General features: G+C 41.5%; 13 protein-coding genes and 1 riboswitch. Of the genes, 3 read left to right on the top strand and 10 right to left on the bottom strand.

The window, feature by feature from the left end:
- Positions 1-32: 32 nt before the first annotated feature.
- The 5 genes from BFI01S_RS14340 to ribD all read right to left on the bottom strand — a co-directional run bounded on the left by BFI01S_RS14340 (position 33) and on the right by ribD (position 5,055).
- Positions 33-1,331 carry an NCS2 family permease gene (locus tag BFI01S_RS14340; RefSeq protein WP_048011431.1) on the bottom strand — a complete coding sequence of 433 codons (1,299 nt, stop codon included), beginning with the start codon at positions 1,329-1,331 and terminating at the stop codon, positions 33-35.
- Positions 1,332-1,594: 263 nt separating this feature from the next.
- Positions 1,595-2,071: a 6,7-dimethyl-8-ribityllumazine synthase gene (gene ribH / locus BFI01S_RS14345; RefSeq protein ID WP_048011430.1), complete on the bottom strand. Its 477-nt coding sequence runs from the start codon at positions 2,069-2,071 to the stop codon at positions 1,595-1,597.
- 14 nt (positions 2,072-2,085) lie between these two features.
- A complete protein-coding gene (locus BFI01S_RS14350) occupies positions 2,086-3,279 on the bottom strand; it encodes a bifunctional 3,4-dihydroxy-2-butanone-4-phosphate synthase/GTP cyclohydrolase II (RefSeq protein WP_061793228.1) in 1,194 nt (397 codons plus the stop codon).
- Between the two features lie 25 nt (positions 3,280-3,304).
- Complete coding sequence (gene ribE, locus BFI01S_RS14355) at positions 3,305-3,958, bottom strand: riboflavin synthase (RefSeq protein ID WP_061793229.1); 654 nt, start codon at positions 3,956-3,958, stop codon at positions 3,305-3,307.
- On the bottom strand, positions 3,958-5,055 hold the full coding sequence (gene ribD, locus BFI01S_RS14360) for a bifunctional diaminohydroxyphosphoribosylaminopyrimidine deaminase/5-amino-6-(5-phosphoribosylamino)uracil reductase RibD (RefSeq protein ID WP_061793230.1): 1,098 nt from the start codon (positions 5,053-5,055) through the stop codon (positions 3,958-3,960). The genes ribE and ribD overlap by 1 nt, the downstream gene beginning before the upstream one ends.
- A 142-nt stretch (positions 5,056-5,197) precedes the next feature.
- Positions 5,198-5,360, bottom strand: a riboswitch (FMN riboswitch).
- Positions 5,361-5,492: 132 nt separating this feature from the next.
- Between ribD and BFI01S_RS14365 the strand changes: the two genes are divergently transcribed.
- Complete coding sequence (locus BFI01S_RS14365) at positions 5,493-6,314, top strand: EcsC family protein (RefSeq protein ID WP_061793231.1); 822 nt, start codon at positions 5,493-5,495, stop codon at positions 6,312-6,314.
- Between the two features lie 18 nt (positions 6,315-6,332).
- Here the strand turns inward: BFI01S_RS14365 and BFI01S_RS14370 are convergent, their stop codons facing one another.
- From BFI01S_RS14370 to BFI01S_RS14385, 5 genes are all read right to left on the bottom strand, one after another.
- Positions 6,333-6,908, bottom strand: coding sequence for a TlpA disulfide reductase family protein (locus tag BFI01S_RS14370; RefSeq protein ID WP_061793232.1), 576 nt, complete (start codon positions 6,906-6,908; stop codon positions 6,333-6,335).
- Between the two features lie 89 nt (positions 6,909-6,997).
- On the bottom strand, positions 6,998-7,786 hold the full coding sequence (locus BFI01S_RS14375) for a hypothetical protein (protein WP_061793233.1): 789 nt from the start codon (positions 7,784-7,786) through the stop codon (positions 6,998-7,000).
- Positions 7,787-8,015: 229 nt separating this feature from the next.
- A complete protein-coding gene (locus BFI01S_RS22585; protein ID WP_235831197.1) occupies positions 8,016-8,156 on the bottom strand; it encodes a hypothetical protein in 141 nt (46 codons plus the stop codon).
- A 131-nt stretch (positions 8,157-8,287) separates the two neighbouring features.
- On the bottom strand, positions 8,288-9,250 hold the full coding sequence (locus BFI01S_RS14380) for a helix-turn-helix transcriptional regulator (protein ID WP_235831198.1): 963 nt from the start codon (positions 9,248-9,250) through the stop codon (positions 8,288-8,290).
- Between the two features lie 131 nt (positions 9,251-9,381).
- Entirely contained in the window at positions 9,382-9,720 is a 339-nt protein-coding gene (locus tag BFI01S_RS14385) for a DUF4870 domain-containing protein (RefSeq protein ID WP_061793235.1), read from the bottom strand.
- A 221-nt stretch (positions 9,721-9,941) separates the two neighbouring features.
- On the opposite strand from BFI01S_RS14385, the gene BFI01S_RS14390 reads away from it, so the two are divergent.
- Together BFI01S_RS14390 and uptA are read left to right on the top strand one after the other, a co-directional pair.
- Positions 9,942-10,721, top strand: coding sequence for an undecaprenyl-diphosphate phosphatase (locus BFI01S_RS14390; protein ID WP_061793237.1), 780 nt, complete (start codon positions 9,942-9,944; stop codon positions 10,719-10,721).
- Between the two features lie 23 nt (positions 10,722-10,744).
- Positions 10,745-11,329: an undecaprenyl phosphate transporter UptA gene (uptA, locus tag BFI01S_RS14395; RefSeq protein WP_061793236.1), complete on the top strand. Its 585-nt coding sequence runs from the start codon at positions 10,745-10,747 to the stop codon at positions 11,327-11,329.
- Positions 11,330-11,349: the final 20 nt, after the last annotated feature.

Genomic DNA, 11,349 nt, shown 5'->3' on the forward strand with positions numbered 1-11,349 from the left:
ATGCCCCATATAAGGGCATCCCACTATCTATTTTAACTAATCACATGAAAAACAAAGTTGAATAAAAACAAAGCAGCTATGACATATAAAGCAAATGAAACTTCCTTTGCTTTGCCTATCGAAATCTTTAAGATTGGATAAAGAATAAATCCAATGGCAATGCCGTCCGCAATACTGTAAGTGAACGGAATCATCGCAATGATAAAGATAGCCGGAAAGCTTTCGCTCATATCCTTTAAATCAAGATTGCGGATGTTTTGAAGCATCAGTCCGCCAATAATGATCAGAATAGGGGCAATCGCGCTGTTGGGGATCAACTTAATAACAGGAATAAAGAATGCGGATAGCACAAACAGCATCCCGGTTGTAACTGCTGTCAATCCTGTACGTCCCCCGGCAGCCATACTTGCTGCACTTTCAACCGTTGCAACAGTCGGGCTTGTCCCAAAAATACCGGACAATAATGCTGAAACAGAATTTGCCTGAAAAGCGCGCTTAAACTGTTCCGGCCTGTTAATAAAACCAACATGACCATGGACTAATCCGATATTTTCAAATACCAGAACCATTGTCAAAGAAAAAATGGCAATCCAAAAAGTGACGGAAAGCAAGTTATCAAATGACATTGCTCCAAATACTTCCATATAATCAGAGAGCGCGAACGACTTTTCATCAGTCTTCTGCACATCTATCAGCCCAAAAGCCCATGCGATCAGTGTTCCTGCCACAACAGTAATTAAAAAGTTTCCAGGCACATTCCGCATGAATAAAATGATGGCCAGCAGGAACGTTAAGATTGTTGCAAGCACTTGCGGGTCTCCCAGCTCACCTAAAGCAATAATGGAGTTTGTCCCTTTTTCAACGATTCCGCCTTTTTCAAGTCCAATCAGCATCAGGAAAAGCCCCAGTCCCACTGTTATCGCTTCTTTAAGTGAATGTGGAATTGATTCACTTAATGTCTGTGCAAATCGCGAAAAAGCCACGAAAACAAAGATCAGACCGGATATGAACACTACAGCCAATGCTTCCTGCCAGGATAAGCCCATGGACTGGACCATAGTATAGGAGAATAAAGCATTGATTCCCATTCCAGGCACAAGGAGGATCGGTACATTTGCCCAAAACCCCATAATCAAACAGCCGACCACCGAGGTTATAATGGTTGCAAAAATAGCTGCTTCCAAAGGTATTCCTGCTTCAGAGAGAATAAGAGAGTTAACTGCGATAATATAAACAATCGTAAAAAAGCCGATTGCCCCAGCCATAACCTCCCTTTTAACAGTTGTTCCATTTGAATTCAGCTGAAAAAGCCGGTTAAACCACTTATTCATAAATACTACCTATCTATTCAATTAGCCCTCTCCCTACCCGCTCTCCCCGCAGAAGTAAACACGGGTGAGCCACAAGCAGTATTTTAACAAAAAAAATTCATTCTGCCAATAGAAAGGTCAGACGTCTGTTCAGATATACCTAAAAAAACCGGCGAGAATTGTCCCGCCGATTTTGATAGAAACAGGTCAGCATAACTGCACCTGTATAATTATATGATCAAGTCGATCGTAGTAAGCGTTCCGTCTGAATAAAAAATGATACCTTATTCACCATCGGATAACTGTCTATACAAATTGCCCATTTCAATTGCTCCGACAGCTGCTTCCCATCCTTTGTTTCCAGCTTTAGTGCCGGCACGCTCAATAGCCTGTTCAATTGTGTCAGTTGTTAGAACTCCGAAGATAACTGGGACACCGCTTTGCAATGCTGTTGATGAGACCCCTTTTGCCACTTCGCCGCTGACATAATCAAAATGCGGAGTTGCTCCTCGGATTACTGTGCCAAGTGTAATAACTGCATCAAATTTTCCGGATTGGGATAGCTTTTTAGCTGCAAGCGGGATTTCAAATGCTCCAGGAACCCATACTACTGTCACATCTTCTTCACTCACTCCATGGCGCTTAAGTGCATCTTCCGCTCCGCTTAAAAGCTTGCCCGTAATGAATTCATTAAAACGAGACACGACAATTGCCATTTTTAATCCTGTTCCTACTAAATGTCCTTCGATTACTTTTTTCATCTCAAATCGCTCCCTTAAAATTGTAATAAATGCCCAAGTTTTGTTTTCTTTGTTTTTAAGTAAATCTCATTTTCAGATTTGGCAGGCATTTGAAGAGGAACCCGTTCTGCTACCTCCAGCCCATAGCCGCCCAAACCTGCAATCTTGCGGGGATTATTGGTTAAAAGGCGCATTTTTTTCACTCCCAGATCCCTTAGGATTTGTGCACCTACCCCATAGTCGCGAAGATCGTCCTTAAACCCGAGCTTATGATTTGCCTCAACGGTATCATATCCCTCTTCCTGCAGCTTATAGGCTTTCAATTTATTAATCAGGCCGATGCCGCGTCCTTCCTGTCTCATGTATAAAAGAATTCCCCGGCCTTCTGCCTCAATCTGTGCCAGTGCTGCTTCAAGCTGCGGTCCGCAGTCACAGCGGTTAGACCCGAATACATCTCCGGTCAGGCACTCTGAATGAACACGAAGCAATACGGGTTCATTTTCATCAATTTCTCCTTTTACAAGAGCAACATGGTCTTTTCCATCGACAGTGTTTGTATAGCCTACTGCTTTAAAATCTCCAAATTCTGTTGGAAGCTGAATCTCCACTTCCCTTTTTACAATGGAGTCATGTTTTAAGCGATACTCTATCAATTGCTGAATCGTAATCATTTTCAAGTTGAACTTTTCCGCTACTATTTCAAGGTCATCCACACGCGCCATTGTTCCATCATCTTTCATGATTTCACAGATAACCCCGGCTGGTACAGCACCGGCAAGGCGAGCAAGATCTACCGCAGCTTCTGTATGTCCTGCCCTTCTAAGGACTCCTCCTTTTTTCGCAACGAGCGGAAAAACATGTCCCGGACGGGAAAAGTCTGAAGGCTTAGCATCACTCTCGAGCATTTCCTTTATCGTGAAAGCACGCTCAAAGGCACTGATGCCTGTAGTGGTTTTCACATGGTCAATACTGACTGTGAAAGCTGTTCCATGGCTGTCAGTGTTCACCTCTACCATCGGATTCAGTTCCAGCTTTTCAGCCAGCTCCTCAGTGATAGGTGTACAGATCAGGCCTCTGCCTTCTTTGGCCATAAAGTTGATGGTGTCCGGTTTAGCATATTCCGCGATTGCCAGGAAATCTCCTTCATTTTCCCTGTCTTCATCATCACAGACAATGATGACTTTCCCCGCCTTTAAATCTTCCAATGCCTCATGTATTTCACTAAACATGGTTTATTGCCCCTCCTTTTGCTAATTATAAGAAGCCGTTTTCCTTAAGGAATCCTTCTGATATTCCTTCTTTTGGCGGTGTGGTCTCCTGCCGTCTGTTCATGAAGGAATATAGATACTTGGCAAGCATATCGAATTCGAGATTAACAATGTCTCCAACAGTTTTGAAGCCCAGTACCGTTTCACTCGCTGTATGTGGAATGATCGAGACGGTAACGGTATTGTCTTCATTGCCGAATACAGTAAGGGAAATCCCATCTACTGCAATAGAGCCTTTCATGATAAGCAAATGGCTTAAGGCAGGCGGCACAGATATTTGTATATAAATAGCATTCTCACTCGCTGCCTTTTTGATGATTTGACCTGTACCATCCACATGCCCTGTCACAAAGTGCCCGCCAAAACGGCCATTTGCCGACATCGCCCTCTCCAAATTGACTTTAGTTCGTTCTTTAATGGCAGAAAGCGAAGTGCTTTTGAATGTTTCGGGCATGACATCTGCTGAAAATTCATTTTTTGCAAAATCCGTAACCGTAAGACACACGCCATTAACCGAAATGCTGTCCCCCAATTGAACATCTGATAATACTTCGGAGGCCTGTATCGTCAGTTTCATTGCCTTGCCTTGCTGAACTACTTTTTTTACTGTTCCAAGCTCCTCAATAATTCCTGTAAACATTATTGCCTGGCCTCCCTCAGCGGTTTTGCGGTAATTCTAAGGTCGCCGCCAATCCTTTTGATTTCTGTGAATTCCAGTACAGGGGAGTCTTGTACATAGTCGGCACCATCCCCGCCAATAAATGGAATCGCCTTATTGCCTCCAATAATTTTAGGAGCCATATAGAGGATCATCTGCTGAAAGAAACCTTCTTTAATAAATGAAGCATGGATCTCAGACCCGCCTTCAACAAATAAAGTCATGATGTTTCTTTCACCTAAGTTTTTTAATACTTCTTTAATCGGCACCTCATTAGAAGGAAAAGAAAAAACTTCTGCATTATACTTCCTTATTTCCTCTGCTTTTGTCGAATCTATTTCGCAGCCGGTAAAGATGATGGTCTTAACAGACTGATCTCGGATGACATTTGCGTCAGCCGGAATTCTGAGATTTGTATCTAAAACAATTCGAATGGGATTTTTTCCGCCTTGGGGCAGCCTGGCGGTTAAAAGGGGATTATCGTGAATGATTGTATTTACACCTGTAAGTATTGCGTCATGTTCATGCCGTAGACGGTGTACATCCTGCCTGGATTCTGGAGAGGTAATCCATTTGCTGTCACCGGTTTTTGCAGCTGTTTTCCCATCAAACGATGAAGCTGCTTTAATGGTTACGTATGGTGTCTTTGTTTTTATAAAATGGAAAAATGGTTCGTTTAGGGCATCTGCTTCCTTTTTCAACAGACCGGTCACCACGTCAATACCGGCATCCTGCATCCTTTCAATCCCTTTGCCTGAAACCAGAGGATTTGGATCGGCAGAAGCAATAAAAACCCTATTAATCCCTGAATTAATAATTAAGTCTGCGCATGGTGGAGTCCTGCCAAAATGGCTGCACGGTTCAAGAGTGACATAAATATCAGCCCCTTTAACCTTATCGCCAGCCGCAGCAATCGCATGGACTTCTGCATGGGGAGTTCCCGCCTTCAGGTGAGCACCCATCCCCAGAATTTCACCATTTTTAACAACAACCGCACCCACCTGCGGATTAGGACTTGTTTGTCCTTTGGCTGCCGCTGCCAGACTGATGGCTAACTTCATATATTCCTGGTGATTCAAATTATGTGAATCCTCCTTCCTTACAATTTCTCCAAATTAAGTATGAAACGGCAAAACCCCGTACACCAGCTAGGTGAAACGGGGCAAAAACACATGACGAAATAAGCGTTTAAAAAAATAAATTTTGAACGCGTTACTATACTCATTCCTTCTCCCATCCAGACTTTCACTGTCGGCTTTGGAATTTCACCAAATCCACCGCTATTATTAAGCACCTATCTCTGCTAATAAAACCGGGTCACGGACTAAGAGGGCGTACCCTCATCACCGCCGGTTGGGAATTTCACCCTGCCCCGAAGGAAATCCTATTCTATTATAAGAATCTTACCATGAATAGTCGGAATATACAAAGAGAATTGGTTGTGAAAGAATTGAAACTTTTGCTTTAACCAGCCGTATAGTTAAAATATAGAAGAAGGAATGAAAGGGCGATACTAATGATTGAAACGAAAGAACAGCTGATAAATGAGTTAAAGAAATGCGAAGAATGGGAAAAAGACCAAGGTGATTTGTGGTTTTGGGAGAAGCTTGGGAGGCTTCCTTTCAAACTTATTGATAGATTCACACCGGAGTTCATACAAAAAAAGGTTGGAGTGATTCTTGATGAACTTGGCACGTATATTCAATCAGGAGGAAGATATTTAAGTTCGGCAGCAGCGTTAAAGAATTATTATCCTGGACAGAATATCCATACCTTGCAGGATGTAGAAGCCCTCCCCATAGTAAAGATGGATGAAGCCGCGGAAAAGCTAACCTCAAACAGAAAAAGAACCGCTGCATTGCAGGGTGCGGGAACTGGAGTCGGAGGGATTTTCACCCTGACCATTGATATCCCTCTTCTCCTCGGCATTCAATTAAAAACACTGCAGGATATTGCGATTTGCTATGGCTTCGATCCCGCAGATAAAAATGAAAGAATGTTTATAGTCAAAATCCTTCAATTTGTTTCCAGTGATATTGTTGGAAAAAAAGCCATTCTGCAGCAGCTTACCATGTTTGGTGCTAAAGAAGAAGGTCCAAAAAGGGAAGTCGTTTCTGAGCTCCAAGGCTGGAGAGAGGTTGTGTTTTCGTACAGGGACCAAATAGGCTGGAAAAAACTTTTCCAAATGATCCCTATAGCCGGACTGTTTTTTGGGGCTTTTATAAATCGCTCAGCTGTTAATGACATTGCCGAAGCCGGCATAATGCTATACAGGAAAAGGGTAATCGTTAATCGTCTTCACCAGGATATGATTGCAGATATAAAGCCGGAGAGCTAATATGGCTCTCCGGTTTGTTTATGGAAGCTTTTTGATTTCCTTCTCCATATATTCTTCATTTAAGGCTCCTAATACTTTTTCTCTAATAACTCCATCAGAGTCAATAAAATAGCTTGTAGGATAGGCCATAATATTATAATCCGAACCAACAGCGCCTTTTACATCCATAGGGATTGTAAAAGTCAGCCCCAGCTCTTTCACGAACTTCTCAGCGTCTCCATTATTTTTTTCAGTGTTTGTGAGATTTACGGCAAGAATATCGAATTTTTTATCTTTGTACTTTTTATAAAGCTTCTCCATATGCGGCATTTCCGCGCGGCATGGAGGACACCAGCTTGCCCAGAAATTCAGAAGCACAGCTTTGCCCCTGTAGTCACTGAGCTTTACCGGATTTCCTTTCATATCTGTCAGTTCAAAGTCTGGAGCAAGGTTTCCTTTCTCCAGGCCAATAGGCAAATCCTCAGGATCTTCTATATTATCGTATTTTTGCATTTGTCCTGCTTGCTCTACTACTCCCTTTTCCTTAAGAATAGTTTTGTCAACAATGAACAGCAAAAGGACAATAACTGCAGCTGCCAGTAAAAACTTTTTCATTCCAACACCTCTATACGGATTTCCCTATAATTAAGCTGAATTCATCATACTATATGGGGAATGCAGAATCTATAAATGTGCACATGGTTTTAGTGATTGCGATATAAAAATAGAGCCGCAAACATAGCATAAATTCTGCGCTTTTCTTTTGCTGCCAGGCTCACATTAAAGGTTAGCACAGGTGTGTTTGGATCCGTAAAGCGCTTCCCCCACTCAAATGGCATCCACCCTTTGCGAAGGCGGGCAATTCTGTGCGATTGTTCATTTAGAACTTGCAAATCTGTGTGTAAAAAACTTTTAGGAACGGCATACCGCATATCCCCATTCTGAAACAGCAGAGTGGTTCCATCCTTTTTAAACTCGATTAATTCCCTGCAGCGGGCATCTGAAGACAAAATTTCGATCCCCCTTTTGCAGATGATGATTGATGCCTCAAGATTTTCAGTATGGTCATATATCCCAAGCCTTTTTGGAAAGAATCGGTCGATAAAATAAGGCAGAAACCAGCGAAGCTTCCGCATTTTCATATCTCTGATTTCACCTATTCTTCTTCCCTCAGTATCAAAAATAACCATTCTTAGAGAAGGGGCCGGCAAAAAAGCGATCAGCACACTTGACTGCTGCAACATTGGCAGAGGGGCTTGTCCATTAGAATAAAAATTACTTGCCGCTGCCTCGGCTGCCCTTTGTTTATTCAGAAGATACATTTGATGACACAAAAAACTATAAATGATAAAAGGGAACAAGATAATAATGAAATTAGCCCCTGGAAATTTGTTCAAGAATAACAATAGAAAGAAAAATGGGGGCATAAGTGCTGTAAGGCTTGCATTCAAAGAGATGTCAGCTGTTTTCAGGTAATAGTGCTGGATATTCATCAGTAAGTCTCCCCTGCTATATAAAATTCTCTTTATATTCTATTAATTAGTTCCATTAAAAATGAATTTTGAGAGGATTTTATTGACGGGGCTCTTTTTATCCGCAAATAAAATAAAAAAACCGCATCGTGACAGATACGGTTAAAATTGATTGATTCTTTCAAATGATTTTCTTGCATCATCATAGCCTTGCAGATATAACTTTTCCAATTTTTGAGGATGCATGAAATCAGGCAAGTTCCCTCCGTTTAAATATCGCAATGGATGCCAGCATGGAAAGCGCAATGGTAATCACAGAAACAATGATACTCGGCAATAATTCATCAGGGAAATTACCGCCCATGATAAAAGTATTAGTATAAGCAGACAAAAGGGCCGGACTCCACTCCAGCAGACATTCATATGACGTTTAAGTACATAAATCGTTCAAAGGAAATTTAAATATTTTTCTAATGAAAAGACACCCCAATATTGGAGTGTCTAAAAGTTTTATAGCTGAGTTTAGTCCATTTCTTTTTCATAAACATTCATCATATTTTTGATTTCGTTTTTTACCTGATCAATGAGTGAGGATGGTGACAGCACTTTGGCCTGATTACCCCAATTCAGGAGCCATTTGACAAGTCCATCACTTACAATGGCTTTGGCTGATAAAACGAAATGGTTCTCATCCAGTTTTCTTATGTCTGCATCCCGACCGAATTTATCAATTATCACGTTGATCAAATCGTTGTGGAATCGGATTTTTATCCACTCCTCCGACCCGGCATACATATGAAAGGTTGAGCTCACATACTTGGATACATCAAAGGGTTCATATGCGAATTGTTCTTCCGTTATACGAACATTGCGGAGGCGGTCAATCCGATAATGGCGGATTTCTTCTTTTGCAAAATAGTAGGCTATTAAATAATAAAAGTCATTTACCCATGTGAGCGCCAGCGGCTTGACCCTGTATTGCCCTCCATTGTGGCTTAAAACAAATTCCTTATTGAGATTATATCTTCCATATTGAAATGTGACGATTCTCCGCTCGGAAATGGCTTCATGCAAATCATTGATAGCCAGCCGAACCAGCTTACTTTCACTTTTTACAGAGGAATCGATCAAAATTTCATTATGCAGCTTTTTGGCATGATGAATGCTTGTCAGCTTTTTAATTTTCCGGATCAGCTGTTTCGTCTCATCTTTCGTGATGAAGCGTGCAGAAGCAACGGCATCAATCAGCATGCGCAATTCATATAGCTCGAATAGGCGGTATTGATGGCTGTAGAACTTTGGCATTCCCTCTTTTTCCTGGTTAATGGTAATATCAAATTTTGCTTCAATCAGATGTTCAATATCGTCTCTTAATGAATTTTTGTTTAATTTCACATCCGGCCCGTATTCCTTTTTAAAGCATTCAGTTATATCGTCCAGTGTATATTCATTTTCTTCATCGGTCTGCTCTCTCAAAATTTCCATAAGTTTGAGCATCCTTTGTTTGTTATCAAGTCTATTCATTACATCACCCCGTGTACTTTATAACCTAAAGCTCCGCAGAGTTAATTATCCATTAAGAAAAGCCCAGCGGCAACAGCCCTGGACTCTGTTCATCATTTTAAAATCCTGAAAACTAAAGGTATTCGGTATTCCTTGCCTTCATATGCTTTGACAGCAGCTACTATCGTAAAGATAAAAGCAAGGATTCCCACGATCCAAATCGTAATGACCCCTATTAAAATGATCATTAGCACTACGCTGATTGTGCTGTAAATCGTATAGGAAATTAGAAAATTTAAATATTCCTTCCCATGATAATCTACAAACTCCGAGTCATTCTTTTTCAAGAGCCAAATGATCAGCGGTCCGACAAAAACGGTAAAAAAGCTGGTTACATAGATAGCTGCTGCTATAAGCCTTTCATCATTGGAAGGCATTTTATAATCATTCATTCTGTTTCCTCCTAAATTATCCTCAATATAAAGATGATTCTTTTATTATTTACGTTATTAAGTCTAAAAGGTTTCATGTATTTTTTTATTTTTGCTCTTTCCCTCTGCAGCCTTAATTTCCTGTTCTCGATTGGGACAACTTGAATACACATGTTAAAGACAGGCTGGCGCATATAGCTTTGCCTATTCTTATACCTGCCTAGGAAGGTGATATACAGATGATGTCAAAGCTGGAGGCTTTCATTCTGGGGATCATTCAGGGACTTACAGAGTTCCTGCCTATATCCAGTACAGGACATTTATTTTTGGGGAGACATCTATTTGGGCTTGATGAAGCAGGCCTCTTCCTTGATACAATGCTGCACATAGGAACTTTACTGGCAGTCCTTGTCGTATACAAAAATGAATTGTTTCACCTTATTAAGAAGCCCTTCGGCAAGCTATCGATGCTTCTGATAGTCGGGACAATTCCAGCCGTAATCGTCGGACTCCTGCTGAGCGACATGTTCGATTCAATTTCAAAATCCGGTATTACAATCGGCTGGGAATTTCTATTTACAGGGTTCATACTCTGGATTGCTGATGGTGTTAAGAAAGGCGCAAAGAAGATGGACAGCATTACGTACGGAGATGCCTTGTTTATCGGCACCTTTCAGGCTGCCGCCATTTTCCCGGCAGTCTCAAGGTCCGGCTTAACCATTGCAGCAGGCCTCTTCCGGAAGCTCGACAGGGAAACAGCTGCCTATTTTTCCTTCCTGTTATCCATTCCTGCCATCGCAGGCGGCATTGTCATGCAATTTGGCGAATTGATGTCCGGTCACACAGAAGCCATAACCCTTGGCAGCATGTTAATGGCTACATTGTCATCAGCACTCTTTGGTTATGCAGCAGTCGTGTGGATGATTAATTTTCTAAAACGAAAATCCTTGAAGATATTTGCTGTATACGTTTGGATATTAGGGTTCATCATTATATTCCTGCAAATGTCCGGGACTTTTTGAATTTCTAATGGGGAGGTACCAGAATGGAAGAGATGATTGCCGGCATTTTTGAATTACTTTCCCAGCTGGGTTATGCCGGCATTGCACTTGGATTAATGGTTGAAGTGATCCCAAGCGAAATTGTCCTAAGCTATGGCGGCTTTTTAGTCAGCACCGGGGATATCCATTTTATAGGAGCCCTCCTTGCTGGGATTGCAGGCGGAACACTTGCCCAGCTGTTTCTTTACTGGCTTGGCGCGTATGGCGGAAGGCCAGTTCTTGATAAATATGGGAAATATCTGCTGATTCAACGAAAACATTTGGATGCATCAGAGAAATGGTTCGAAAAGTATGGAACTGGAGTTATATTTACAGCCAGATTTATTCCAGTCATTCGGCACGCCATATCAATCCCTGCCGGAATAGCCAAAATGCCCTTATCTATTTTTACAATCTACACAATTGCAGCCATGGTGCCATGGACGGTTCTCTTTTTATTATTGGGAATGGAGCTTGGTGATCACTGGAGAGATATTAAGGAATATGCAAAACCATTTATTTTGCCGATCATAGTTATTGCTTTGGGCTCCGGCGCTTTTTATTTGTTTTATAAGAAGTGGAAAAGTTAACATGGCAAATTTATCAAAAG

Origin of the sequence: Cytobacillus firmus NBRC 15306 (assembly GCF_001591465.1) — a bacterium.
Classification (GTDB): Bacteria; Bacillota; Bacilli; order Bacillales; family Cytobacillaceae; genus Cytobacillus; species Cytobacillus firmus.

Bases quoted from the DNA above. Each gene is read 5' to 3' on its own strand.
- ribE (WP_061793229.1), bottom strand. From the start codon at position 3,958: ATGTTTACAGGAATTATTGAGGAGCTTGGAACAGTAAAAAAAGTAGTT.
- ribH (WP_048011430.1), bottom strand. From the start codon at position 2,071: ATGAAAAAAGTAATCGAAGGACATTTAGTAGGAACAGGATTAAAAATG.
- uptA (WP_061793236.1), top strand. From the start codon at position 10,745: ATGGAAGAGATGATTGCCGGCATTTTTGAATTACTTTCCCAGCTGGGT.
- BFI01S_RS14365 (WP_061793231.1), top strand. From the start codon at position 5,493: ATGATTGAAACGAAAGAACAGCTGATAAATGAGTTAAAGAAATGCGAA.
- BFI01S_RS14390 (WP_061793237.1), top strand. From the start codon at position 9,942: ATGTCAAAGCTGGAGGCTTTCATTCTGGGGATCATTCAGGGACTTACA.
- BFI01S_RS14370 (WP_061793232.1), bottom strand. From the start codon at position 6,908: ATGAAAAAGTTTTTACTGGCAGCTGCAGTTATTGTCCTTTTGCTGTTC.
- BFI01S_RS14385 (WP_061793235.1), bottom strand. From the start codon at position 9,720: ATGAATGATTATAAAATGCCTTCCAATGATGAAAGGCTTATAGCAGCA.
- BFI01S_RS14350 (WP_061793228.1), bottom strand. From the start codon at position 3,279: ATGTTTAGTGAAATACATGAGGCATTGGAAGATTTAAAGGCGGGGAAA.
- BFI01S_RS14340 (WP_048011431.1), bottom strand. From the start codon at position 1,331: ATGAATAAGTGGTTTAACCGGCTTTTTCAGCTGAATTCAAATGGAACA.
- BFI01S_RS14375 (WP_061793233.1), bottom strand. From the start codon at position 7,786: ATGAATATCCAGCACTATTACCTGAAAACAGCTGACATCTCTTTGAAT.
- BFI01S_RS14380 (WP_235831198.1), bottom strand. From the start codon at position 9,250: ATGGAAATTTTGAGAGAGCAGACCGATGAAGAAAATGAATATACACTG.